This window comes from Vibrio sp. JC009, assembly GCF_029016485.1.
In the GTDB taxonomy this organism is placed as follows: domain Bacteria; phylum Pseudomonadota; class Gammaproteobacteria; order Enterobacterales; family Vibrionaceae; genus Vibrio.
The window spans coordinates 554,181-579,451 of the sequence record NZ_CP092107.1 but is presented as its reverse complement, the minus strand read 5'-3'; the positions used below and the strand labels follow the sequence as shown (position 1 = coordinate 579,451).

General features: G+C 45.6%; 26 protein-coding genes and 1 riboswitch. Of the genes, 18 read left to right on the top strand and 8 right to left on the bottom strand.

The features are described from left to right. Positions 1 to 17: 17 nt before the first annotated feature. Complete coding sequence (locus L3Q72_RS17545) at positions 18 to 446, top strand: hypothetical protein (RefSeq protein WP_275133460.1); 429 nt, start codon at positions 18 to 20, stop codon at positions 444 to 446. A gap of 37 nt (positions 447 to 483) precedes the next feature. On the opposite strand, the gene L3Q72_RS17540 is transcribed toward L3Q72_RS17545, so the two are convergent. After that, the gene (locus tag L3Q72_RS17540) at positions 484 to 738 is read right to left on the bottom strand and encodes a hypothetical protein (protein ID WP_275133459.1); all 255 of its coding nucleotides are present in this window, start codon (positions 736 to 738) and stop codon (positions 484 to 486) included. Positions 739 to 905: 167 nt separating this feature from the next. Here L3Q72_RS17540 and L3Q72_RS17535 point away from each other — a divergent pair, with 167 nt between their 5' ends. Both L3Q72_RS17535 and L3Q72_RS17530 read left to right on the top strand, forming a co-directional pair. After that, positions 906 to 1,196, top strand: a complete 291-nt coding sequence (locus tag L3Q72_RS17535) for a hypothetical protein (RefSeq protein ID WP_275133458.1) — start codon at positions 906 to 908, stop codon at positions 1,194 to 1,196. Between the two features lie 105 nt (positions 1,197 to 1,301). Then, the gene (locus L3Q72_RS17530; RefSeq protein WP_275133457.1) at positions 1,302 to 1,748 is read left to right on the top strand and encodes a hypothetical protein; all 447 of its coding nucleotides are present in this window, start codon (positions 1,302 to 1,304) and stop codon (positions 1,746 to 1,748) included. A 6-nt stretch (positions 1,749 to 1,754) separates the two neighbouring features. Here L3Q72_RS17530 and L3Q72_RS17525 read toward each other — a convergent pair whose 3' ends face one another. Then, a complete protein-coding gene (locus L3Q72_RS17525) occupies positions 1,755 to 2,111 on the bottom strand; it encodes an HMA2 domain-containing protein (RefSeq protein ID WP_275133456.1) in 357 nt (118 codons plus the stop codon). A 175-nt stretch (positions 2,112 to 2,286) separates the two neighbouring features. On the opposite strand from L3Q72_RS17525, the gene L3Q72_RS17520 reads away from it, so the two are divergent. The 11 genes from L3Q72_RS17520 to L3Q72_RS17470 all read left to right on the top strand — a co-directional run bounded on the left by L3Q72_RS17520 (position 2,287) and on the right by L3Q72_RS17470 (position 12,436). Further along, positions 2,287 to 2,616: an HMA2 domain-containing protein gene (locus tag L3Q72_RS17520; protein WP_275133455.1), complete on the top strand. Its 330-nt coding sequence runs from the start codon at positions 2,287 to 2,289 to the stop codon at positions 2,614 to 2,616. Then, positions 2,616 to 3,434: a YtxH domain-containing protein gene (locus L3Q72_RS17515; RefSeq protein WP_275133454.1), complete on the top strand. Its 819-nt coding sequence runs from the start codon at positions 2,616 to 2,618 to the stop codon at positions 3,432 to 3,434. Before L3Q72_RS17520 ends, L3Q72_RS17515 begins: the two co-directional genes overlap by 1 nt. Then, positions 3,431 to 3,742: a hypothetical protein gene (locus L3Q72_RS17510; protein WP_275133453.1), complete on the top strand. Its 312-nt coding sequence runs from the start codon at positions 3,431 to 3,433 to the stop codon at positions 3,740 to 3,742. Before L3Q72_RS17515 ends, L3Q72_RS17510 begins: the two co-directional genes overlap by 4 nt. Then, positions 3,729 to 4,031: a YtxH domain-containing protein gene (locus tag L3Q72_RS17505; protein WP_275133452.1), complete on the top strand. Its 303-nt coding sequence runs from the start codon at positions 3,729 to 3,731 to the stop codon at positions 4,029 to 4,031. The genes L3Q72_RS17510 and L3Q72_RS17505 overlap by 14 nt, the downstream gene beginning before the upstream one ends. Positions 4,032 to 4,033: 2 nt before the next feature. Then, complete coding sequence (locus tag L3Q72_RS17500) at positions 4,034 to 6,100, top strand: heavy metal translocating P-type ATPase (protein ID WP_275133451.1); 2,067 nt, start codon at positions 4,034 to 4,036, stop codon at positions 6,098 to 6,100. 197 nt (positions 6,101 to 6,297) lie between these two features. After that, the gene (locus L3Q72_RS17495) at positions 6,298 to 7,269 is read left to right on the top strand and encodes an ABC transporter substrate-binding protein (protein WP_275133450.1); all 972 of its coding nucleotides are present in this window, start codon (positions 6,298 to 6,300) and stop codon (positions 7,267 to 7,269) included. Positions 7,270 to 7,439: 170 nt separating this feature from the next. Then, complete coding sequence (locus L3Q72_RS17490; RefSeq protein ID WP_275133449.1) at positions 7,440 to 9,599, top strand: cation-translocating P-type ATPase; 2,160 nt, start codon at positions 7,440 to 7,442, stop codon at positions 9,597 to 9,599. 173 nt (positions 9,600 to 9,772) lie between these two features. Continuing rightward, on the top strand, positions 9,773 to 10,363 hold the full coding sequence (cbiM, locus tag L3Q72_RS17485) for a cobalt transporter CbiM (protein WP_275133448.1): 591 nt from the start codon (positions 9,773 to 9,775) through the stop codon (positions 10,361 to 10,363). 37 nt (positions 10,364 to 10,400) lie between these two features. Next, positions 10,401 to 10,988, top strand: a complete 588-nt coding sequence (locus L3Q72_RS17480) for a hypothetical protein (RefSeq protein WP_275133447.1) — start codon at positions 10,401 to 10,403, stop codon at positions 10,986 to 10,988. Continuing rightward, on the top strand, positions 10,988 to 11,773 hold the full coding sequence (gene cbiQ / locus L3Q72_RS17475; protein ID WP_275133446.1) for a cobalt ECF transporter T component CbiQ: 786 nt from the start codon (positions 10,988 to 10,990) through the stop codon (positions 11,771 to 11,773). Before L3Q72_RS17480 ends, cbiQ begins: the two co-directional genes overlap by 1 nt. A gap of 3 nt (positions 11,774 to 11,776) precedes the next feature. Further along, positions 11,777 to 12,436, top strand: coding sequence for an energy-coupling factor ABC transporter ATP-binding protein (locus L3Q72_RS17470; protein WP_275133445.1), 660 nt, complete (start codon positions 11,777 to 11,779; stop codon positions 12,434 to 12,436). A gap of 21 nt (positions 12,437 to 12,457) precedes the next feature. Here the strand turns inward: L3Q72_RS17470 and L3Q72_RS17465 are convergent, their stop codons facing one another. Beyond that, entirely contained in the window at positions 12,458 to 13,636 is a 1,179-nt protein-coding gene (locus tag L3Q72_RS17465; protein WP_275133444.1) for an MFS transporter, read from the bottom strand. Between the two features lie 172 nt (positions 13,637 to 13,808). On the opposite strand from L3Q72_RS17465, the gene L3Q72_RS17460 reads away from it, so the two are divergent. Continuing rightward, positions 13,809 to 14,744, top strand: a complete 936-nt coding sequence (locus L3Q72_RS17460) for a LysR substrate-binding domain-containing protein (RefSeq protein WP_275133443.1) — start codon at positions 13,809 to 13,811, stop codon at positions 14,742 to 14,744. Here L3Q72_RS17460 and L3Q72_RS17455 read toward each other — a convergent pair. The 4 genes from L3Q72_RS17455 to L3Q72_RS17440 form a co-directional block, all read right to left on the bottom strand. Next, positions 14,741 to 15,349 (bottom strand): hypothetical protein, encoded by a 609-nt coding sequence (locus L3Q72_RS17455; protein WP_275133442.1) that lies wholly within the window; start codon positions 15,347 to 15,349, stop codon positions 14,741 to 14,743. The genes L3Q72_RS17460 and L3Q72_RS17455 overlap by 4 nt on opposite strands. A gap of 460 nt (positions 15,350 to 15,809) precedes the next feature. Then, positions 15,810 to 17,210, bottom strand: a complete 1,401-nt coding sequence (locus L3Q72_RS17450) for an FAD-dependent oxidoreductase (protein ID WP_275133441.1) — start codon at positions 17,208 to 17,210, stop codon at positions 15,810 to 15,812. Positions 17,211 to 17,245: 35 nt separating this feature from the next. After that, entirely contained in the window at positions 17,246 to 18,529 is a 1,284-nt protein-coding gene (locus L3Q72_RS17445) for a hypothetical protein (protein WP_275133440.1), read from the bottom strand. 242 nt (positions 18,530 to 18,771) lie between these two features. Beyond that, positions 18,772 to 19,224, bottom strand: a complete 453-nt coding sequence (locus L3Q72_RS17440) for a MarR family transcriptional regulator (RefSeq protein ID WP_275133439.1) — start codon at positions 19,222 to 19,224, stop codon at positions 18,772 to 18,774. Positions 19,225 to 19,529: 305 nt separating this feature from the next. Here L3Q72_RS17440 and L3Q72_RS17435 point away from each other — a divergent pair, with 305 nt between their 5' ends. Next, the gene (locus L3Q72_RS17435; RefSeq protein ID WP_275133438.1) at positions 19,530 to 21,500 is read left to right on the top strand and encodes a diguanylate cyclase; all 1,971 of its coding nucleotides are present in this window, start codon (positions 19,530 to 19,532) and stop codon (positions 21,498 to 21,500) included. A gap of 257 nt (positions 21,501 to 21,757) precedes the next feature. Here L3Q72_RS17435 and L3Q72_RS17430 read toward each other — a convergent pair whose 3' ends face one another. Continuing rightward, complete coding sequence (locus L3Q72_RS17430; RefSeq protein WP_275133437.1) at positions 21,758 to 22,561, bottom strand: Cof-type HAD-IIB family hydrolase; 804 nt, start codon at positions 22,559 to 22,561, stop codon at positions 21,758 to 21,760. A 337-nt stretch (positions 22,562 to 22,898) separates the two neighbouring features. Further along, a riboswitch (cobalamin riboswitch) is annotated at positions 22,899 to 23,052 on the top strand. A gap of 238 nt (positions 23,053 to 23,290) precedes the next feature. Here L3Q72_RS17430 and L3Q72_RS17425 point away from each other — a divergent pair. Together L3Q72_RS17425 and L3Q72_RS17420 are read left to right on the top strand one after the other, a co-directional pair. Beyond that, entirely contained in the window at positions 23,291 to 24,382 is a 1,092-nt protein-coding gene (locus L3Q72_RS17425) for a cobalt-precorrin-5B (C(1))-methyltransferase (protein ID WP_275133436.1), read from the top strand. 233 nt (positions 24,383 to 24,615) lie between these two features. Further along, the gene (locus L3Q72_RS17420) at positions 24,616 to 25,269 is read left to right on the top strand and encodes a precorrin-8X methylmutase (RefSeq protein ID WP_275133435.1); all 654 of its coding nucleotides are present in this window, start codon (positions 24,616 to 24,618) and stop codon (positions 25,267 to 25,269) included. The last annotated feature ends 2 nt before the right edge of the window (positions 25,270 to 25,271 follow it).

Below are 25,271 nucleotides of genomic sequence, written 5' to 3'. Positions count from 1 at the left end.
TCAAAAAGGAATACTGTATGGATAATATTCACAATATAACGTCAGTTGGCACCCGACAAACCCACGCAGATTATTCGAGGGATCCTGAGCAAATATGCCGGGATACCATTTTTTCGCTTGAAGCTGAACTAACTAAAAATCCTAAAAGCGTTAAGTCGCTACGCTCCTGGATTGCAAGTTATCACGCACTTTCAGTTCTCTATATGGAAGACGGTCAGGTAGAGGCTGCGCAACAATGTCTGCTTATTCCTCATCGTTCCATGATGCATATGGCTAACTGCAGTAATGGAGATGAAGAGCAAAGATTAATAGCAACAAACGCTTTAAGGCTAACACTGCCTCCGTTGCTGGAGTTCTCTCGTAAGTACCCGCCTTGCGATAACTGCGTACGTGAACTTGAGGCTCAAAGAAAGGCGCTGGAAACCGACGACACAGTGTACCACTAGTCGTTAAATCAGTTATTTGCTCTGGTGGGGGAGAGGTTTAACTCACCAGTGCAGTGACTTCCAGCATATAAGGCATTGAATCGTTAAAATCAGGGGACGAAGCAAAGATATTTTCAAGAATGCTATATCTTTGATCTATGCTATCCAGCTCAACGATTTGCTGAAATCCTTCAACAACAACAGGTTCGTTGTCAGTCATAAATTTGTGCATATCGTTGAAGTCTATCTGGTGGACTTTTTCTACGGTGTTCATTGCCTGAGCAATGTGTTCCATTGTTACAGTCTTGTTCATAGTTAAAACCCTTATGAGAGTACCAAATTTTAAGCAGCTATCCGTAATGATTATGATTACTATCTTTTGTTTCGTATTGGTTTGGTATGATCTCAATCAAAGCAACGGGTTGTTATTTTTAAGAAAAGCTCTAAACTCATTTATATGACAGTTTGTGGAGTAGCAGGATGACAAAGCGACATAAAGCTCGTGAGATGGCGAAGGAAGATCTCAGAAAAAGAAGAGAGCTGGCTAAAGCGGGTATGGCTGCTTCAATGGGAGGCGTTCTCCTCACTGGTATGTTGAAAAAGAAAAAAGCGCATATAGTAACAGGTGTTGCTTTTATGGGGTTTGCCTACTGGCACACTACCTTGTATGCCCAGAACCCAAACAAAAAGCGTCTGGTTGATCCCTATGACGCAGCACCAAGGGATAGGTTATCCCCACGCAGAGAAACAGAAGAGCCAGAGAGCGAGTGAAAACTCGCTCTTTTTTTTGCCGTTTAGTCTCTATTGAGCTAGACATCAATAGCGATGGTGTAGATAATTGAACGAAAATCATTATCAATAATATTGGGTGGATGAGTGAGTTCAATCAAGGCTTTAAAAAAGTTAAAAAAGAAAACAGATAAAAAGAAAAGTAAGGCTAAAACAGAGCTCAAATCACTAATAAAGGAGAAACCTCAAAGCAGGTCCGCGGATAGTGGCAACCAAAGGAACAGATTTCGCGGGGAATTAAAGCAGTTATCTAATCAGGTTATGCTTGATGTTGCTTCAGAGTTGGCGGCCCCCCTGAATCCACTGTTATCCTGGTTTGGAGAAAGTCATCAATCTATTGTTGTTCGCTCATTTGGCGGTAATGGAAGAGGAGGGCATGGAAACAATCGCTCTTTTCCTTCGATACCTACCAAAACGAATTCACAGAAGTCGCTCGCTTCAGTACCTATGAAATCACCACCCTGCAAAAAATGTCCCGCTCTCTCCGGGAATCTATGCAAATGTGCAATTAAAAAGTTTGGTATCAGAGGTTAGTGAGCGTTACACGCAAATCAGTTTAGTAACTGAAGGAACGATAAGGCGGGAAAATGCGATAGTTGCGGCACCCTTTACAAGTGACTTAGTTCCATTTACCGCTGCATTTTCTATAAACAGATTGTTTGGAGCGCTTTTTGTCCAGTTATGACTTTCCAGAATTTCCAAAAGACTTTCACAGTCCAGTTCATTGTGGTCAAACAGAATCGCTACTGATCCTGCATACTTTTTGTGCTTAATTGATTTTACAGCGTCGATTTCTTTCAGGTCGGCGATCAGCTTTTCAACATCTTCCGGGTGACTTTTTATAAAGTCAGAGCGAACCCGCAACCGTTTCTCTGTTTTATGTATATAAGTATTCATTCTCATTCGCCCAAATGTAACTGTAATGATAATTGTTATCATTGATGATATTATCATTCTTTCTCGTAAAAACAACGTATAACGGTGAAAATAATAGATTTTTTACTCGATTTGGATCAATAAATGGCATTATAGTCACAAAACAAATGTTGATTGAGCCTATACTTAGCTCGTTATGAATAAAAATGTTGAAACGGCCTTAAAACTAAGGTCCTGGGTACAAGTTGCCCACCACATCCCGGGAAGAGTCAGGCTCAAATATAAGTTGAGTATCATTGCGCATTTAGCACGATTTAATGCCGGTGATATCAAAAGAGCACTCGATGACATTCCTGCTTTCAGGAACTACAAACTAAACAGTAGTACCGGCAGTATTCTTATTGAATATGATCCGGGGCTGGTGAGTCCGGCTTTAATTGAAGAGCTGTTTTCACCGGACGACAATATTGCAGAGCGTGCGTGCTACGCGCTTGCAGACTGTTTAAACCTCAATGGAGCTGATTAATGAGCGACAAAGACAATCCACAATATCAGGGTGTTCCACCTGAAATGGCTGGCCAGATACCTCCTCAGGGGTTTTATGGTTATCCGCCAGTGAACCCTATGATGAACCCTTATATGCAGGGTATGGCTGCACCACAGCATGATATGGCTCAGCATCTGGCTCATATGCAGGCGATGGCAGCTCAGCAGGCTCAGATGATGCAGGAGCAGGCGGCACAGTATCAGGCGATGATGGCGGCTCAGGCGCAACAGGCTATGAGTCCGCAGGCTCAGGCAATGCAGGAGCAGGCGGCACAGTATCAGGCGATGATGGCAGCTCAGGCACAGCAGGCGATGAATGCACAGGCCGCAGCTCAGTCTGAAATGGGACAAAAAGGAAATCCGTTTGAAAATGACCCTATGCTACAGCAGGCTCAGGCAATGCTTGATGGTGCTATGGGCGAAGAAGAAGCGGGAATGTTTAAAGAACTACTAGGATCGTTAGGTATGAGTGATAAAGAATTCTGGAAAGGCGCACTTGTAGGTGCAGCAGCAGCGTTAGTACTGAGCAATGAAAACGTTCGTAAAGGTATTATGGGTTTAGTGTCCGGTACCGGTGATATGCTGAAAAGCGGTGGTTCGTCAGTAAAAGAGACAGCAATGAGCACAGCTTCTTCTGTTAAAGAGAATGTATCAGCAGGTGGTGAGATCTTCCGTGATACCTATCAGGCAGGCAAAGAAGGTTTTAAAGATTCTGTAGAGCGCCATAAAGCTCCGGCGGCTGAGGAAGCACCTGAAGCAGAAGTTGATCCGGAAGAGAACAAAGGGTCTGACATATGAGCAATATGCAGGACGAAATGAGCCATACAAGCAGAGCTATGATTGTTGGTGCCATGATCGGTGGTGCTGCTTCTATCGCAAGTCAGTGGAAAACACGTAAGGCGGGCGAAGTCAGCTCAAATGAGTTTGTTGGTAATGTCACTAAAGACACTATCAAAGGTGGTGCAATTGGCGGTGCTACGACCTATGTAGCCGGCAAAATGGCAGGGCAGCCGGTGCTGTCTATGATGACAATTCTTGCTGCGGGTGCGGCAAGTGTTTACTGGCTCGAACAACGCAGGGAAAGTGAATCAGATGACGAATTATAATCCATATCTAAATGCTCCTACCCAGGATTTTGTAAACCAGCAGCAGGAGCTTCAGCAAAAAGCGACTGACTACCAGAGTCAGAATTCCAATACTCATTTTATTATGGGTATTGCTGCCGGTGCAGCGGTTGCTTATCTGCTGACTAACAAGAAATTTCAGAAAGGTGTAGCTGCTACGGGTGAAAAGGCCTGGTCTGCTGTGCGTGGTGAGGTAGAAGAACTGAAAGAGCGTCTGGAAGACACTCAGGCAGAACTTGAATACTATCGTAACCTGCACAAAGGCGAATAGACTTGGTTATAGTAAAAAATCATTTTCCGGGGCGAATCCGCTTTAACATTAAAGAGTTAAAACAGTACCCCGGAATCGGTGACTGGATCAAGAAGAGCCTGATAGCAATTCAGGGAATAAAAGAGATTCGGGTTAACGAGTACGCCTGTTCGGTGATTGTTCATTATGATGAACAGTTGCTGGATGCGGCGACTGTAGAGGGCCGGATTTCTGCTTTGCAACTGGCTGAAGGTGAGCTGAGTGATGGTATAGAGCATCAGTTTACCCGTGGTGATGTGGCAATGAACCTGATCGGTATGCTATCGACCTTTTTCCTGCCCAGTTACTTGAGTGCAGTGACTACCGCTACCCTGATTGCTCCTAGTTTAGTCGAAGGTTTTGACGTTCTTAAGCAGAACAAGATTTCCATCGAAGCGCTGGATGCTGTTGCGCTTGGTCTCTCGTTCTGGCGCAGAGATTACAAAACCGCCATGATGACCCTGAGTCTGATTAGTCTCGGTGAGTACATGGAAGATCAGACTAACCGCAGCAGTGATCGTCTGCTTGCTGATCTGATGGCACCACACGAGACCACTGTCTGGTACATAGGTGAAGATGGTCACAAAGAGCAGCGCCACTCCTCTAAACTGAAAGAGGGCGACCTCATAGAGCTGATGCCGGGTGATGCTATCCCTATCGATGGTAAGATCACTTCGGGTGAAGCATTGATCAATCAGGCATCTCTTACTGGTGAAAGTGTTCCTGTTCGTCGTGAACTGGATGCCGTGGTCTATTCCGGTACGTCCGTACATGAAGGGCAGATCAAAGTCCGGGTAGAGAAAGTTGGTAGTGAGGCTACAACGGCCAAAATCGCCAAGCTTATCTACGATTCCCTGTCTGAGAAGAGTGAAACTCAGCAGGTAACTCAGGATATGGCGGATCGCCGGGTTAAGATTACCCTTGGCATCGGTGCTGCTGTCTTTGCGTTAACCCAGGACATCAACCGGGTTGCGTCTGTATTCCTTGTTGATTACTCCTGTGCACTTAAACTGAGTACGCCAGTAACCTTTAAGTCGATTATGTACCGGGCTGCTCAGAACGGTATCCTGCTAAAAGGTGGTAGCGCTATAGAGAAGCTGGTCAAGATCGATACCTGCGTATTCGACAAGACTGGTACTCTGACTCATGGCGATATGGAAGTAACAGATGTTGTACCACTGTCCGATAAGAACAGTGCCAGGGCTCTGCTTGCAATTAGTGCGTCGGTTGAAGAACACAGTAGCCACCCATTGTCGCAGGCGATAGTAAATGCAGCTAAGAACAATGAACTTCCTCATATCGATCATGGTGAGGTCGAGTATGTGATTGCACACGGGCTTAGAAGTACTTTAGGCGAAAACCATCTGGTGATGGGAAGTCGTCACTTCCTGGAAGTGCATGAGGATGTCGATTTCGAACCTTTTGATGCGAAGATTCGCGAATATGAGGAGATGGGCCGTCATCTGATCTATATCTCCAGCGAAGGTGAGCTAATAGGTATGATTGGCATGAGAGATCACCTGCGTGAAGATGCTATCGAAACTCTGGAAACGCTCCGCGAACTGGGTGTTAAGAACCTGGTGATGATCTCTGGTGACAGACAGTACAAAGCTCAGAAGCTGGGTGATGAACTGAAGCTGGACAGAGTTTTTGCTGAAGCGACACCTAAGAGCAAGTCGACCATTATCGAGCAACTCCAGAACAGCGGACACAACGTTCTGTTTGTCGGCGACGGAGTGAACGACGCTCCTGCACTAAGTCAGGCTGATGTAGGCGTGGCTATGTGTGTCGGTACAGAGTTGGCACAGCAGGTTGCTGATGTTGTTCTTCTGAAAGATAAGTTGTACGGTCTGGTTGAAGCGAGACAGTTGGCGCAGACTGCCATGTCTATTATCAACAGCAATATCAGGATAGCAGAGTATGTTAACAGCGGTATTATGCTTGCGGCTGCTATGGGTTGGTTAAACCCTGCTGCCAGTGCTTTACTGCATAATGGTACAACGCTTGGTGTACTGGCGAGGTCACTTTCTGTTCGGAAAGTAAAAGAGTAAGCTCTGACAAGCAATAAATAACTGGCCCGTTCTGTTTAAGGACGGGCTTTTTCTGTCTCAAAGATGAGAACTAACAAATATCAGCCGAACAAGTTTTCGAATGGTGACTTTGATCAAATACCCCCTCAATTGCTAACTATTATCATTTTCACTTGTGATTTTTCGTATTATCCATGTATTAAATAAGGAAAACTAAAGTGAATCTATCAAACCGTTTTGCCACTCTGGTAAAATTCTTTTTGGGCATTTCTCTAGTTGCCATTGTTTCCGTAGCCCACGCTTTTACTCCGCCTCCGGAAAAACAGGACATTATTATCGTTGGTGACCGCGCTGCAGATCTCGCTATCCATTTAGGAGTGATGCCTGTTGCTATGTCGATAAGAGCCTCTTCCTGGCCTGAAGCGGCGAAGCTAAAAAATGCCTCTCAAATGCTGGGTTGTCCAAACTTCGTAACCACGAAGAAAAAAGAGACAATACCTAACGCGATCAAAAAATTTGGCGTTAAGCATTTGATTGTCGAAAAGAGTGCTCAGTTCTGTCTGATGAAGAAAAAGGTTAAGCCTGAAAATGTGCTTTCACTGGTTGAAGGTCTGGATATTACCGTTGATGTTATCGATTTCTCTGATGGTGTAGAAGACGCAATAGATCAGATGGGTAAGGTGCTGAAAAAAGAAGAGAAGGCTGCTGAGCTAAAAGCATCTTACGCGAAGAAAATGGCGAAAGCAGAAGCGTTTGTTAACAAGAACAAAGCCAGAGCTTCAGGAAAAAAAGTGGTTGTTCTTAACGGTGTCGTTATGAAAGGGAAGGGCAAAGGTTTTCTTCGTGTAGAAGCACCAGGATTCTACTCTGACTCATTATTCCTTGACGCCATCGGGATGGAAAATGTAAGTAGTATTCTGATAGGTGATAAAGAGATTGATAAAGGTCACCTGACAATCAGAAAACTGGATAAACTGGTAGAAGCGCAACCGGATATCATTATTCTGACCGGAGATTCACTACCGTTTCAACAGGCTTTAGCTAAGGGACTGAAAAAGAACCCGGCTCTGGCTAAGGTTCCTGCAATTCGTGATTATGAAATCTATACGCTTCCTGCCAGCATAGGTTCAAGTGTTATTACATATCCGGACACCTTAACGACCTGGGCTAAAACTCTGACTAAACTATAACCATTAGTTACAAAAGCGGCTCATGTTAGAACAGTATGGATTTTATCAGTTAAGGGTGATCCATATCATAAAAGCGGAGTGAATTAGTAATTATTATCACTTAGATCTGCCATATATAGGCAGCGGTCTTGTACTAAGACTGATTATTATTAAAGCAAAGCGACACCTAAATGAGCAATTTTGTAATTAAACATGAGATTCCCGGCCGGTTACGACTGGGAATCGATGCAATAAAAGACCTCTCTTTCCGAAACGGTCTGCAATCGGATTTCGAGAACACCAGTGGCGTTATTCAGGTAAAAATTAACCCTATCTGTTCATCACTGCTGTTGCGTTACGATCCTGAAACTGTATCCAGACAACTTCTTCTGGAGAAACTACAGCGACTGCTGCCGGTTTCAGCCTCCAGTGCGTGTTGTGAAACGTCTGAATGTGGTTGTAAAGCGGATGAGCCTCCTGCAACTAAGACTGAGCTTAAACGCTTTGCCGGTATTACTGCACTGACGGCAGGTTCATTTATCAGGACTTCTATAATGGGGGCGACTGTTTCTCAGGCTCTGTTTAGTCCACTAGGCTTAATGACGCTTGGCTTTAGTATCCCGATTATCTGGCGTGGTCTGAAGTCGCTAAAAGAGCGACGTCCAAATATGGACAGCTTCCTTGCTGGTGGTATTGCCGCTTCACTGATAGGTGGAGAAGCGATGACGGCGCTGGAAATCCTCTGGATTAACTCTGGTGCAGATACGCTGTCGGCCTGGATTCACGAACGCAGTCGTAAGCATATCTCTGATATTCTGGATATCACCTCTCACCACACTTTTGTGCTGGAAAATGGTATTGAGATAGAGCGTGAAGTTTCTCAGGTTCAACCGGGTGATATCGTTGTTCTGCATACCGGTGAGAAAATTTCTGTGGATGGTGTGATTATTCATGGTCAGGCTATGCTCAATGAAGCGCCGATTACCGGACATCAGGAGCTGAAACACAAACAGGAATCTGATCAGGTATTTGCCGGAACCTTTGTTCAGGAAGGGGTTATTCAGGTTCGTGTTGAACATGTCGGAGATACCACTTACCTTGCCCGTGTGATGTGCAAAGTTGAAAACGCACTGGAAAACAGAGCACCAATTGAAGGTGTGGCAGATCGTCTTGCTGAAAAAGTACTAAAACTAGGTGTAGGCTCTACTCTGATTACCTATCTTCTGACTGGTAGTATTATGCGTGCTTATACAGTACTTCTGGTCATGGCCTGTCCGTGTGCGACTGTGCTGGCTGCGTCAACTGCTGTTAGTGCGGCTATGAACTCCGCTGCCCGGAGTCAGATTCTGATCAAAGGTGGTCGTTATCTGGAAGAAGTTGGTAAGTGTGAAACTGTATTCTTCGATAAAACCGGTACGCTGACCACCTCTTGCCCGAGTCTGGCAGAGACAGCCACCGCGAAAGGTGTTACTGAAAAAGAACTGCTTCAGCTCGCTGCATCAGCAGAGACTCATAACCATCACCCGCTTGCACAGGCAGTAATGGAGGAGGCCAAGCTCCACGGTACCTTCCCGATCCCGCATCAGGAGTGTGACTATCACTTGGGTATGGGCATGAGGGCGCTTCTGGAAGAGGGCGAGATACTGGTAGGTAACGCTAAGCTTGCTCAGCACTACGGTATTTCAATGGATTCTCTCAATGGACTTGAGCAGACATCAAATGAATTTAAAGCACGTGGCCTAACTGTTCTGTACGTCTATAAAGATAAGGTGCTTCAGGGCATGCTTGGTTTTGAAGCGCTGGAAAGACCGGAGACCAAAGAGACGATCCGGAAGCTGAGAGAGCTGGGTGTTAAACGTGTTGTTCTGGTTACCGGTGATGAAGAGCCAACAGCACGGGCAATAGCTGAACGCCTGGGTATGGACGATTATCACGCTTCTATGATGCCGGAAGACAAAGGCAGAGTGATAGATGCGGAAACCAGTCAGTATGGTCCGGTTATCATGATAGGTGATGGTATAAATGATGCACTTGCATTAACTCAGGCTGAAGTCGGTGTCGCATTTGGCACTGCCGGATCTGAAGTGGCTGTAGAAGCTGCGGATATTGCACTGGTTAAAGATGATCTGACCGGCTTAGTCAGCGTTTACTCACTAAGTCAGAAGACGATCCGGGTTGCGAATCAGAACTTCTGGATCGCTACCGGTTCAAATATTGTTGGTGTGGTACTAGGAGCCATTGGCTGGCTGTCTCCGGTGACTGCCGGACTGGTTCATGTGGGTCACTCACTGGGCGTTGTTGCCAACTCTACCAGACTACTGAGGCTACCGGATTCCGAAAGAGAACAGTAGCCACAACACATAAGTGTGCCCGGCGTAATTTTATACAGCCGGGCATTTTTTTCGCCTTAAAAAGGCAAAAATGTATCAGACCACTGTGATAAAGTATCGTGTTTTAGAGCGGATAAAGCTTTAAACTAGGGCAAAATATTTCTATGGTCAGTAACCAGACAAATGGGTAAGTTATGCATATAGTCGATGGTGTTTTAAGTGTCCCGGTATTGGCAACTGGTGCAGTAGTAACGGCAGTAGGCTGCTACCTTGGCCTTCGCCAGTTAACAGACAGTAAAATACCTCAGGCAGCAGTACTGGCGGCCTGTTTCTTTGTGGCATCTCTGGTTCATATTCCTGTTGGGCCTTCCAGTGTTCACCTGATATTTAACGGAATAATCGGACTGTTGCTGGGCTGGAGTACGTTCCCGATTATTTTGGTGGGTCTAATCCTCCAGGCGGTTTTCTTTGGCTTTGGCGGTGTGCTGGTTTTAGGGGTGAACACCATTAATATTGCTGTTCCGGCGGTGATAATTGGCGTTGCACTTAAGCCTTATATGCAGCGCTGGTCTCCAATTCTGGTTGGCTTTGTATCCGGCTTTGGTGCTGTGTTCCTTACCAGTCTGATGGTAGCTATATCCCTCACTCTGTCCGGAGATGTTTTCCTTAATAGCGCCTCGCTGGTGATTGTTGCCCATATCCCGATTGCAATACTGGAAGGCTTTATCGGGGCATACATTTTCCGTTTATTGAAGAAGGTTCGTCCTGAACTGGTCTGTGCCTAGCAGACCTGTTCATAAGTAGTAGAAGAAGAGATATAAGATGCACAAATCTAGTTGGTTAAAAGCGCGTAGTCTGGCTCTGTTTTTGGCTTGTATCACTGCAGGTTTCTCTGCTAGTGCTCATCAGATACGCATGTCTGTTTATGTTGAAGGCTTTGATCTTGAGGGCGAAATCTACTTTGTGGGTGGCGGTAACCCACCGGGCTCTGGTGCGAAAGTTGAGCTAAAAAAAGGTGACGAGATTCTGAGAACCGCTATAGCAGACGAAGAGGGACTGTTTGTCTTTAAGTCCGTTGAAGCTAATTCATACTCTGTTCGTGCAGATGGTGGACAGGGGCATGTTGCTTATTACGATGTGGATAAATCAGAATTTCCGGATCAGGAACCAGTAGCGGATACAGCAGATACCAATGTAGCAGCAGAGACGCAGTCAGTGAACAGTGACGTAAAATGTTCACCACTAACTCCACAGGAGCTGCAAAAGGCTATCTCTAAAGCGGTTCGTCCTTTGCGTGAGAAAATTGACCGCTATGAGGCTAAAACCAGAATGCATGATATTCTTGGCGGCATAGGTTATATCTTCGGCCTGTTTGGTCTGTTTATGTTTGTCAGGAATCGTAAGAAATAGTGGAAGCCATCTTAGCCGGACGCGAAGGGGCCGGAAGATCAGACTCAATACCCGCTCATAGCAGAATAATCGTGGCAATTGCCGCGATTTTTGCCGTGGTACTATCAGATTCTCTTCTGGCCTGTTTCTGCTATTTTCTTCTTGCTCTCTTTTTATGGAAACAGAGTCCGATGGGGCTTGGTACCGGCCTGAAACGGCTGATGATGATAGATGGCCTGATTATTCTGACTATCCTTCCTTTGCCATTTTCCTATGTGGGTGATCAGTTTGTTCAGTTCGGCCCGTTGTCCCTTTCTGAGCCGGGTCTCTTCAAAGCGGCAGAAGTTTTTATTAAGGCAACCCTGTCTGCGATGATAATGATGGGCCAGTTTAGCGGGACGTCTGAGCTGGAGCTTTCCAAAGCGCTATTTACTCTCAGAGTTCCGACTCGTTTTATTTTGCTGCTACAGTTTAGTATTCGCTATATCAGTGTGATGCAGCAGGAGTTGTCACGCTTAAGAGTGGCAATGCGGGCGAGAGGATTTGGCGGAGGGCCGACACTGCATAACTGGAAAAGCTACGGCTATCTGTTTGGTATGCTGTTTGTTAAAGCACTGGACCGGGCAGACCGTATCTGGCTGGCGATGAAGTGTCGTGGGTACCGGGGCTATTTCCCGGTGACCAGCGGTGTCCGGGAAGTAAACATCCTCAACAAACCTGCTCTGTTTTATCTGTTGATTGTTGCGGTAATTTTTGTCGCGGACCTGACGAATATCCTTCCGGGGTATCGCCTGACTATGGACTAATTTGTGAAGAACTTAATTGAACTTAAAGATGTGACGTTTTTACGGCCCAATGGTCAGCAGTGCGCTGATGCATTGTCTTTTTCGCTATCAGAAAGCGATAAAGTGGCAATTACCGGAAGTAACGGCAGTGGCAAAAGCACATTATTACAGATTATTCTTGGTCTTCTTGATGGTGCAAAAGGTGAGATCAAGCTATTCGGTAAGGTATGTGAATCTGAAGAGGATTTTGCCGTTTTCCGTCCTAAGATCGGTTATCTTTTTCAGGACCCGGATGACCAGCTGTTTTGCCCGACCGTACTGGAGGATGTCTGCTTTGGTCCTGTGAATATGGGACATAGCCAGAGAGAAGCGGAAAAGATGGCAATTGATACCCTTGAGCAATTAGGCATCGGTCATCTTGCGGACAGAGTGAGCTATCACCTTTCCGGAGGTCAGAAACGGTTAGTATCACTGGCAACAGTTCTGGTTATGGAGCCGGAATTACTGTTGCTTGATGAGCCGACTAATGGTCTCGATGACCATAATTATCAACTCTTTATTGATATTGTCACCCAGACAAAGCTTCCTGTTATTCTGGTCAGTCATGATGTCGCACTGCGAAATGCACTGACCGATGTGGAGTATCGTTTAACAGATGGGAAACTTATCAGACAGCATCAGTAAATACTGAAAGGACTTTGCTGGTTAGCTGAGCAGATCAGCCGTTTTATGTCTGCGCTGTTCATAAAGGTAAAGTGTCAGGCTAATCACGCTTAACAGCATCATAACCAAATACGAAACAGATAAGCCAAACCAACTGGCGCTGAAACCAGACACCAGGTAGGTTATCAGCCACCAGAAGTGGGTAAGGGAGAAGTGGGCTGCAAAATAGGGGGCGCTATCTTCGTCTTTACTCTCTTCGTTGACTACGACACCTGCCGGAGTCTGAATACAGGACATACCAGCACCGAGCACAAAATACACTAAGATAAAGCCCATCCAGTCCGGCGTAAATGCACCTCCGGCAAACGCCAGACAAACCAGAACAATACCGATAAGCTGGTATCGTTGTGGCTGATGGATCTTGAGCCAGGACGGTATCTTAAGCGCAACCAGCATAGAGCCCAGTCCGGCAACCAGCATCGCCAGAGCGGTTTGAGTCTCTCCACCCTGAAGCAGTTCCTGAACATAAACCACAGTATTAACCAGAACCATAGCGCTGGCAGAAGCTGCGGCGATATAGGCGTACCAGAGTGCCCTTAATTTCGGTGAGGCAAGGTAGTTGTTTATACCTGCAATAGTATTGGAAAAACTGATCTCTTTTTTTGTTTTACGTCTGTTCTCAGTTGTCGGTATAACACTCAGTACAATCAGTAAACCGGAGATAATAAAGGTAAAAGAATCAAACCAGAACAGTGCTCTGAAGCTAATGACACCCAGCAGCAGGCTGGTAAGTACCGGGCTGAATACCTGCTCCAGATCGTAAGCCAGTCTGCTAAACGAAAGAGCTTTAGTGTACTGATCTTTATCCGGGAGAACTTTCGGCAGCGAGGCAGAATAGAGCGGGGTAAATCCGGCAGAGCAGGTGTTTATGATAAATATCAGGATATAGACTTCCCAGGTGTGGGTAACAAAGGGCATATAAGCGAACATAGCCGCCCTGATAATATCCAGAGTAATCAGTGTCTGGCGCGCCGGGAGTCGGGTTGCGATAACGCCGAACAGTGGTGAGAAGCCGATATAGGCTATCATCTTGATTGCAAACACCGTACTTAATACAGAACTGGCTTCCGCTTTGGCAAGGTCGTAGGCGAGTAGCGCCAGACATACAGAACTTACACCCGTCCCGACCAGCGACGTGACCTGGGCGAGAAACAGATGCATATAGTTACTGTTCCGCCATAACGGATTCTGCAACCTGTCCATACCTGTCCTTAGCTTTGACTCATCCCTATCTTGAGTGTATAAAGTGGCTAATTATTAGTAAAATTGAACATATTTATACTAATAATCAGTAGGGTTGATAAGGAGTTTTACAGGTAGGTGTGGGAAGTTTATGAGTGAAGTTAACTGGAAAGGCGTTGACCTCAATTTGCTGCTTACATTTGATGCGATTATACGGTTTGAAAGCGTATCGGAAGCGTCTAAGCATCTGCATCTGGGGCAACCTGCTACCAGTTATAACCTTAAGCGGTTGAGGGAGCTTATTCAGGACCCGCTTTTTGAGCGTCATGGACACCGTATGCTGCCTACTACAAGGGCTCGGGAGATAGCGCCTAAGGTTGCTGAGATCCTGCATATAGTCACCAGTGATATTCTGCCGCTGGATAAGTTCAATGCTCTAGAATTTGACGGAATTTTCAGAATCGGATTGAGTGACTATGCGGAGCAGATATATGCTCCCCTGTTATTCGACAGTCTTTCGCATTTAGCGCCAAAATCTAAGGTGATTTTTAAGCCTGCTGACTCAGCTGAGCACTGTGTAGGCTTGCTTGAAAATGACGAAGTGGATCTCTGTGTTGGCGTATTCCACAGTTTACCGGATCATGTATTTAGAAACTTTCTCTATCAGGAGAAGCATTTGTGCATGTTTGATAACAGCAAGGTGCATGCATCTTCGCCGATTTCACTGCAAGAGTATCTTGATACACCACAGGCTATTATCACTGCCAATCAGGAACTGGTCAGTCAGGTTGATGTTACACTGAAGAAAATGCAGACAAAGCGGAACGTTGTTATCGGAACTACCCGTTACCTGACTATACGACAGATGCTTAAAGAGCGCACACTGCTTGCAGTAATGGCTGAAATGGTAGGTAAAGTTGTGGTCGATGATGATGGTTTAACTATGTGTGAACCACCGATAGATATTCCTGATTTCAATGTCGATCTGATTGGTCTGAAGCGGGATATTAACCACCCTCGGCTGGCCTGGCTTATGGAGTTAATGCAAGATTTGATTCAGAAAAAGGTGGCAGAGATCAGGGCCTAGTCAGCCCTGAACTTAATTGCTACGGTTAAGGCAAACAGAGCCAATGCACCCGCAGCAAGTCCTGCCAGCAGCGTATCGTCTTCAGCATCTTCGCTTTTGCCATTCGCTCCCTGCATTCTTGACATAGTCTGGTCTGACGATGCTGGCGCAAACTCTGGCGAGACAGCAGCCATGGCTGGAGAAGGTTGCGTGGTAAGCGGAGTCTGAAATGATTGCATTGAGGCGCAACGCTGGAAAGCAGGCAGATGGTTTACCAGTGACGCACGGCGAAGCCAGCTAAAGACCTGTAGTACATCCGGCAGATTTGTCTGAGCCATAAGCCGGTCATACATCTCAATGTTTCGAATCTCACCATTGATGCCGAGCTGGCAACAGGCTACAAAGGTTGCGGGCACTTCGACTCTTCCCACATAAGGGTCAGCCGGAACCTGAAAACCATACTTTAAAAACAGTGGGATAAGGGCACTGACGTGACGCTGCTCTGCCATTACAATGTTTGCAAATGGCATGCGGTTGCCAAATTTTTCGATGACACGAGTGTAATTAGCATGGGCGAGATATTCGTCCATCAACGCTTCGGCCAGCAGTTTTTCTAAGTTATCCATTGTTGAAGTTCTTCGGTGTTTTCCGGCTTCTGTTAACTATAGAAAGCAATGGGGTCGTTCACAATAAACAGCCCACATTTATATGATTTCAGGCAAGATTTTTCTCTCTATTTGGCCTGATTAATCCGGCCATTTTCTGTCAGCCACATTTCCTGACAAATACTGAGTGTGCGCCAGGTTTGTGGGCGTCCTGCCTTTCTTGTTTAAAGTGCGAATTTATTGGTTTGCAGGCACAAAAAACGGTGCCGTAGCACCGATTTATGTCACTCCCCCCAGATATGAATAGGGGAGTAAGTCGCAGCGCGCCAGAAAAGGCTTTGCGAGAAATTTTACCGCAGCGACAAAAGTCGTAATACAGAGGGCAATGGGCTTGAAAGTATCAATGACTTTTCCTGTGGGGTAACCGCGCTTGATATTAAAGTAACAAGGCCAGGTTTGTACACGCTGGCCTTGCTTGCTATTACACAGTAAGCGCTTCCTTAGCACTCTGCTTTTCTTGCAGACGTTTTAGCTTAATCGCTCCGTTTTCTGCTGCCAGCATAATATGGTAAGCCGTTGGAGAGGCCGTTAGCAGCGGGTGAGTGGCGTATTGCATTGTGGCCAACTCTTCCATGGTATTGCCTGCCTGTATTGCAACGGAAATGGCATTAACCATATCGGCTGCAGACTCACCGCCGATAACGTGCCCGCCAACGATTTTTCCGTTATCTTTGCGGAACAACAGCATCGCTTTCATATTCATTACGCAACCGGGCAGGTTTCCTGGGTGGCGGTTTGGTGCTACTGCTTCACCCACGACAACTTCAATCCCTTCTTCTTCAGCGGCTTTAGTGGTTAAGCCAGCCGATGCAATGGAATGAGGACCCACTTTCGTTGCGAATGCGCCAAGCGCGCCCATACTTTTGCGCTTCACCTCATTGTAGAGGTTGCTGGCGGCAATCATACCTTCGCTGCTGGCGACTGATGCCAGTCTGATCCCGCTTGGCTTGCCGGTAATAAAGGCGGTTTTCGATGCGCAGTCACCTGCGGCAAAGATATCCGGGTCATTGGTCTGCATATACTCGTTTACAACGATGCCCTGATGCGGGTCGGTTTTTAAACCACACTTTTCAGCCAGTTCAGCATTGGGTTTTGCTCCGGCACTGATCAGAACAAGGTCGGCACTCAGCTCTGTGCCATCAGCAAGCAGCACGGATGTGACCTGATTGCCGCCGCGGATTTCTTTAACCCCCTGGCCGGTTACAATATTGATTCCGCTTTCGGTCAGCTCATTTTCAACCTGTACACAGAACTCTTCTTCACAAGCCATCATAAGGCAGTGGGGAAGCATCTCGACAATAGTGACTTTCGTGTCTTTCTCTGCCTGTTTCATAACAGTGATCTGCTCGGCCATTTCGACGCCGATAAAGCCTCCGCCAATAACAATCACATTCTTTGCCGTTTCCAGTGCGTTATATAGCGATTGTAGTTTAACCGGATCTTTTTCCACCACGAATACGTTGTCCAGAGCGACCCCCTTAATCGGCGGGACAAAGGGCTTCGAGCCGGTTGCGACAATCAGTTTATCGTACCGGAGTGCCTCACCATCACGAAATTGCAGCGCCTTGTTGTCACGATCAATGCTGGCAACATCTGAGCAGACAATTTCAATTCCCATATCCAGAAATTTCTGATCCGGGATCTGGTCTTTTTCTACTGCTTTCAGTGTTCCGTAAATATAGGGGATACCGCAAGGCACCATGGATTTCATCACATTTCGGATGACGGTAACGGATTTCTCAGGATTACGTTTTTTTGAGGTAACCGCCGCGACCAGTCCACCTACGGAGCCTCCGATAATGGCTATATCTGTACTTTTCATTGTATTTCTCTTCTAAAATTTCTTTGCTTTATCGGTTAAATCGCTTTGCCGTTCAGATAGATGTTGGATTCCATTTCCGTCTCGTTAACTAAAGATTCACCAGCAAAGCAGCAGCGTAGTGACTGATAGAAGAAATCGACCAGTGTCTGCTTCTCTTCTTCACTTTTTACAATGCCTTTGGTGATGATGGTACCCATGCTGCCGGTCATCTCAGGAGTCATAAAGCCTGTTTCCTGATAGTTGAACTGATGAGAAACACGATAATCATCCAGTTTTACGCCCTGCTTTTTGAAGTACATTTCGTCATTGGCGCTAAGCTGGCTCATCAGGCAGAATGAGGTGCCAAGTGTGAAGTAATCTCTTGAGGTTGGTGCCTTGTCGGTACCTGCATAACCACGGCTGTCATCGGCATAGAGATCCCATGTTGCGTAGTTGTCCTGAACAGCGCGGACTTTTATTTTGTTCATAAATGGACGCTGGGTATCATTTGCAGACTCAGCAATAGCAATAATTGCAAATGGGCGCGCCTGAATAATTTCTGGTGTGCTAACATCTTTACCAACTTCCAGTGTCTGCGGCTCAATTGGTGAAGACTTAGTGGACAGCGTTAAGCCGTTATCTTCTGAAACCGGGCCGGAAACTTTTCCCTGGTGAGCGCCATGGTCTTTCCAGTGCAGCTCCTGATTCTCAACAACCGCTTCTGAATCGACCTTAACTTTATTCGCTAGCCCTGAGCCAATAGCCCATGACTTGTATGCCATTGCTTTGAGTTCGGCAACTTTCTCTGCCGGTTCGTCGCTATCGATTAAGATATTTGCGGTTACTTTGTCCGTATAGCCAGACCATTTGCTTGTCATGGCATCAGCCCAGTGGAAGGTTACTTTGGTTTCAACTTTAATCTCTTTGATATCTAAATCCATTACCAGCGCAGCGCGGTTAAGCTGAGTTAACAGGCTGGATGCAATACCGGCTGTCATATAACTTAATGGGTTTGGTGCTGCCTGTTCATAGTCCATGCCCCCTTCATCACTCAGCATTTCCCATGCACTGAATTCCGCCTCGCCTACTGGCTGTACAACGCCGCGTTTCAGCATCCAGGTATCCTGGTTGAAAACTCTTTCTGTATAGGTCACAACGTTTTCATTAACCGCACCATTCGCCGTTGCTGCTTTTGTTTTCTGGTACGCAGTCGGTTCAGGTCCGGCATCTTTTCTGGAAATCACGTCATAAGTTGTCGCTTGCGCGGCTGCGCTTCCTGATACGAAAAGAGCAGTTAAGACAGCGATAGCACTTAGCTTAGATGGCGTTGTGAAGTTCATCATTTATTCCTCGGTTTGGACAATAGAAATATAGTTGCAAAACATGATAGTTGAATATGAAACTATTTATTTTGCAACTATATCTTACGGGTAATATTTGTTCAATAGGTGAGAATGAAATAGTTGGAAAAGAAACTAATTGTTCAGAGAGAAGATCAAAACAATAAAAGCCCTAAGACGGGCTTTCATTTAAGAGTCAGATGGTTATGGGTATTGTGAAGGGAGAAAATTGAGAGGAAAGATTATAACTCTTTATTGCCTTGCTTCGCTTCGATCTCCAGTGCAATGTCCAGTAAAGCATCAAGATGTATATAAAGTGCTTCCTGCTTATCTTTATCCAGCTCAGAAATCGTTTTGTTTACGTGCCTGGAAAAGTTATCTTTAATTCTCAATATCTCGGCTTTGCCTGTTACAGACAGCTCCAGGCGGACTTGTCTTCTGTCTTGTGCAAACGGGTGGCGCTCAACAAATCCAAGCTCGACTAAATTTTGTATGACCTTACTGACAGAGCCTTTATCCTTGTCCATATAACGGATAATCTCTTTTTGCGAACTCATAGGATTGTCGTAAACAGCCAGCAGTACCTTCTCCTGGGTAAGATTCAAACTGCCATCTGAATGTATAGGTGCGCTTCTTCTGAAAAGCATTTTATTTAATAAAATTACAGACTTAAGAACTTTAGTCCAATCTTGCATGGTTACAACCTTTTAAGTTACACACTTTAGTTGAAAATGAAACTATTTTATTTTCAAATATAAGTTCAATTAACCAGTGAGTCAACCGGTCTAATGTGGCTCAGGGGTGTTTGCTCCCTGCGTCAGTCAGGAAGATAAACCGGTTATGAAACATCTTTGTGAACAATATGTATTAAATATGTTTATTGACTTAAGTCATGTGTGCCAATTTTTAGCTTATGCTATATTGCTGCTATTGAATATCTAACAGCATCAGTTGACTAAGAATAATAAGTAAAATCAGAGTCAGCTCAGACACAGTAGCGATGTCCATCGAAAAAAAATATAAATCCATCAAGCACGATATTTTCAAAAGCAGTTTTATTTTATCACTTGTCATTCTTATCCTTCTTGGTGGTGCTCTTGCCCAAATCCTCTACAAATCGGGAATGGATGCCGCCCGCAGCTCGATAAAGCAAAGAAATTATGCGGTGAGCTATTTTATCGATGGCTATTTCTCTGAAATAAAAAGCGTGGTTGAAATGCTGGCGGACAATCCTCTGGTCCGTCATGGCGCTGACTTGGACGCTGAGCAAGAGCAGGAAGTCATCGAATTGTACAGAGCCGTTGCGAAGCGGCACCGCTATGTCTCGTATTTGTATTCAGGTTATGAAACGAATAAGGCTGAGCTAATCATTGATGGCTTCACACTGCCAGAAGATTACGACGCGACCATAAGGCCATGGTACGTTGCGGCAGTGGAGGCACAGCCTGAGCTCTCCACAGGGTTGCCTTATCATGAAATAACCACTCATGAATGGTTACTCTCTACGGGTAAGGTGCTTTATAACCAGGACAAAAAAGTCACAGGTGTAATTGCAGCGGACAGCTCCATTGAAGTGTTAATGGAACAGTTAGCTAAACGAGGCGATATCTATCACTCTTCCTACAGCTATGTGATCAACCCGGAAGGAATCATCATCCTTCACCACGACCCTAAAATTATAGGGAAGAACATTTCAGAATTAATCACTGAAAATCTGAGCTTCAGCGATGAAGAAGGCTATTTATCTTATGTTTTGGATGGCATAAACAAAATCGCCTATTTTAGTCACACCTATGAAGCTGACTGGGTTGTCGTCACTGTGGTGGAACGGGCTGAAATTCTCAGTGGTATTATTTTTAACATCGGGCTCTATGTTCTGCTGGCCTTAGTGGTATCCGTTTTACTTGGATTAGCTCAGAGTCACACCTTAAGTGAGAAGTTTAGTACGCCACTAATCAGGTTAAAGAGTAAGGTGACCTCCGTTGTTCAGGGTGACTGGAAGAGCGAAACCATCTCCCAATATCCGAATAATGAAATCGGCATAATCTCCCGGGAAATCGATAAGTTAACAACGGATGAGTGGTATGCAAAATCTCAGGAACTAAAACTTGCGGCGAGTGTGTTTACTCATGCCCGTGAAGGTATCGTCATCACCGATGCGAACGCAAACATACTGGATGTGAATGAGACATTTTCACTAATCACCGGCTATACGCGTGAAGAGGCAATAGGCCAGAATCCGGGTATATTAAAATCCGGTAAGCACGATAAACAGTTTTATGAGAATCTGTGGGGCTCCCTGCTTACAGAGCATTACTGGTCAGGAGAAATCTGGAATAAAAGCAAATATGGCGACTTATACGCTGAGTTGCTCACCATTAGTGCAGTAACGAATAACAGAGGCGAGATTCAGAACTATGTTGCTATTTTCTCAAATATCACACCGATGAAGGAACACCAGCAGCAACTGGAAAAGATCGCTCATTACGACTTTATCACCCAGCTACCGAATCGCTTGCTGCTAACCGACAGATTGAAGTTGTCTATCAAACAGTATGAAAGAACCCGGCAGATGTTTGCTGTGGTTTACCTTGATTTGGATGGTTTTAAGGCCATTAATGACACTTATGGGCATGATGCGGGTGATAAGGTGCTGTCAAGAATTGCAGGCCTTATGAGTCATTGCATACGCGAAGGCGATACCCTTGCCCGTGTCGGGGGAGATGAGTTTGTTGCCATCCTGGCGAACATAAATGAAGCTGAAGATTATGAAAGTATCGTCAAACGGCTTTTAAAGTCAGCAATGATGCCGATGCAGCTAGGAGAGGCAAGAGTACAGACTTCGGTGAGCATCGGGGTATCTCTGTATCCAAAAGATGGAGCCAGTGCTGAAGAGCTTATTCAGCGAGCGGATGAAGCCATGTATATGGCGAAACAGGCTGGTAAGAACCGGTATGCTCTCTATAAATAGCATACTTTCTTTATGCAATAAAAACGTCAAATCATTCACCACGCCCTCGTTCCTATGCTCCTGCGTGGGAATGCATGCCGCGGCTGAAAACATCTACGTAAAACACTAAAAGAGCAGAAAATAAGTTCCGTGAAAGTTTATACTCAGCTGGTAACTTTGAGTCTGATATGCATTCCCACGGAGGACCGTGGGAACGAGATTTTTGCATAACTATTCAAGATTGAATCTGATGCTATAAGTCCTGAAACGGCTATAAATTATGCGTTATTCAGATGAGCACGAATAACCTGTAACACGCCGCCCTCGTTGTTACCCGGAGCAGAAAAACGGGCGTATTTTTTCACGCCTTCATGCGCGTTTTCTACGGCGTAGGAGTGATAGCTGGACTGAAGCATTTCCACATCATTGAAGTAATCACCAAAACTCATGGTTTCGTTATAACCGAAATTCAGCCTTTCCTGCAGGTTTTCGATGGCCGCTCCCTTTGAAGCCTCGGAATTCATAATATCCAGCCAGACACGGGCACTGATGACGACTTTATGATCATGGCCAAACATCTGGTTGATGCCTGGATAGACCTTCTCTTCGGTACCATCAAAATGGCAGATGGCGACTTTGATAAATTCATCTTCTACAGTCAGAAGATCTTCTACATAATGGCAGCGTTCATAGTATTTACTGAACTCTTCCAATGCATCCGCTGCCTGAGTTTCGATATAAGCTGACTGCTTTCCGCACAGAACGATATGCGCTCCTTCAATGGAACGGGCATGATTGATAATGTTGTTGATGTTTTCCTGCCCCATAGTGCAGCTATAAAGCTCCTGGCCTTTATGCATTACCATGGTGCCGTTTTCAGCAATAAACATCATTCGGTCTTTGATTGGTTCAAAGGTCTTTAACAGGCTGTAGTACTGACGGCCAGAGGCGGCAGCGAAGATGATGTTGTTTTCTTCAAGCTGTTCATATAGCCCGAAAAATGCAGGATCCAGTTTTCCCTTTTCATCTAAAAGCGTACCGTCCATATCCGCTGCGATAAATTTAATGTTGTCTGAGCTCACTGATAACTACCTTAAAATGCCTGACAAGTTCTGATTCGGTGAAGGAGTATATGTGTTTGAAGTCACAAAATATAGGCTTTTACGCTTATATCATGTGTGATTTCGTTGCATTTCAGGCAGATTGTATCCGTGATCTATGTCACTATAATGAAGTGGTGTAAATGTATCGGTATTTTTGCGCTTGTTAGCTGTTGATTTTAAAAAGTCACGCTTTATCAATATGTTGCTTTTGTAAATTAAAGGACTTATTTATCGATTTGCCTATTTTTCAAAGGGCGATATTTATCTATTGTCTAAAATTGATAAGCGTCAAAATTATTAGTAATGCCATATGAGAGACTTCCTCAACTTATTTAGTACCAGATAGCGTCTGCTATCTTAGTGAATCAGGTGAAAATCCTGGGCTGTACCCGCAACTGTAAGCGAATAAATTACCGGCAAATTGAGGCCGGATTCGTAAGCCAGAACCTGCTAAATAGAACATATTTTATAAAGACTGGGCGGGATCACTCAGCATTGCTTTTCTATGATTCCCGCCAAATTGTTCTCGTAACTTAAAACCAGTCTTTACCGTCTTACGTCATTTTCGTGATGATGAAGACGAACTTGAATTCCTGCTCCGTCGTCATTCCCGGGATGACGGCGGTGGTTGGCTTTGGAGTGATATAAGTGGCGTGTTTCGTGAGCGCGAAGCGACGACAAAAATGAGTTATATGGATTGGAAATTAAGTGGGTAAGTTAAAGCGTTCAAAGCACAATGAAGAATTGCGCCACGGTTATACGACAGGTGCATGTGCTGCGGCAGCTGCAAGGGCTGCGGTGAGAATGCTTATTCAGCAGACTCCTTTTTCACATATCGAAATACAGCTGCCAAACCGGGACTTTGTCACCTTTGAACTCTGCCGTCTTGAGGGAGCAGAAGAGGTGACTGCAGGCATCATTAAAGATGCCGGTGATGATCCGGATTGCACACATGGTTTAGAGATTCAGTGCAGCGCCAGACGTATAAGCGAGCCGGGTATTTTCCTTAAAGGCGGAAAAGGCGTAGCCACAGTGACTTTGCCGGGACTGGAACTACCTGTGGGAGAACCAGCCATTAACCCGGTGCCGAGAGCCAATATTTTAGAAATGGCAAAGCTGGAATGGCAGAAAGCAGATGAACAAACAGGGCTGGAACTGACCATTTCAGTTCCCGGCGGTGAAAAAGCGGCGAAAGAGACCATTAGTGAAAGACTCGGGCTTATCGGTGGCATCTCGATTCTGGGAACCCGGGGTACGGTTAAGCCGTTTTCGACCTCTGCTTATGCGGCATCGGTAAGGCAGTCGGTTCAGATTGCCAGGGCCAATGGCTCTGAGCACCTTGTATTAACCACAGGCGGACGCTCAGAAAAGGCGGCTATGGCTTTGCTTCCTGACCTGCCGGATATGGCCTTTATCCAGGCAGGTGATTTTATTGGTGTCGGTTTGCGGGCTTCGAAACGCTACAGTGTAACGCGTGTTACGCTGGTGACCATGATTGGCAAAATGGGCAAGCTGGTTTCAGGGCGAATGATGACTCATGTTTCCGGCCATGCAATTGACTTTCAGCGCCTGAGTGAGCTTGCGAAAGAGGAAGGCTTGTCTGCGTCTTTGTGCGGTGAGATAACTTGTGCAAATACCGGACGGCATGTGCTGAATTTGGTACGTGACAATAATGAACAGAGTTTTCTTAACCGTTTATGCAGGGAAACTCAGGCACATGCCAATCGCTATACCGCGGATGCGCTGGAAATTGATGTGATTTTGATTGATTTTGATGGGAAGGAGTTGGCTCGCAGCTAATTCCTTCCATATATAGTCATTTCAACAGTCGTCGTCATTCCCGTGAAAACGGGAATCTGATTAAGGCGCGTTGTAAGGTATAAGGTTATTTGTAGCTCTACAGCGCACAGACAGTAGATCCCGGATAAAAGCTTCGCAATTTCCGGGATGACGAAAGTAGACGGCTTTGAAGTGACGAGAATTAAGGGATTCGGCTAAGACGAAACCTAAAACAGTATTCAGGTGGAAAAACAATGGAAAAAATGAAGCAGATGACCCGTCAGGGGCAGGTAATTGAAAATGACTCGTTTTCGATTATCGATCAGGAAATCCACCAGTTTCATGGCGGTCATAACTTCGATGAAAAACAGTGGCCTGTGGTAAGAAGAGCAATCCATACCACGGGTGATTTTGAGTTTGCCAAACTATTTCACTTTAGTGAAGGTGCGGTGGAAGCCGGTATCGAGGCGATTAAGTCAGGTTGCCCGATTGTCAGTGATGTCACCATGATCACCAGCGGCCTGAGTGCGCAGCGACTGGCGGTGAACAACAACAGCGTGCATTGCTTTATCAGCGATGAAGAAGTGATAGCCATAGCCAAAGAGAAGGGTGAAACCCGCGCAATCTGGGCGATGCGTAAAGCGCGTGATTCAGGTCTGCTGGATGGCGCGATTATTGGTGTGGGTAATGCGCCTACCGCTCTGTATGAAGTACTGCGTATGGTTGAAGCCGGTGAAATAAAACCGGCGCTGATTGTCGGCATTCCTGTGGGCTTTGTTAAGGCAGAAGAGTCAAAAGACGAATTGATGCAGCAGTCAAAGGTGCCATATATCGCCAGTGCAGGGCGTAAAGGCGGCAGTCCGATTGTGGTTTCGACTATTCACGCACTTATGTACCAGACGGTGTAAAT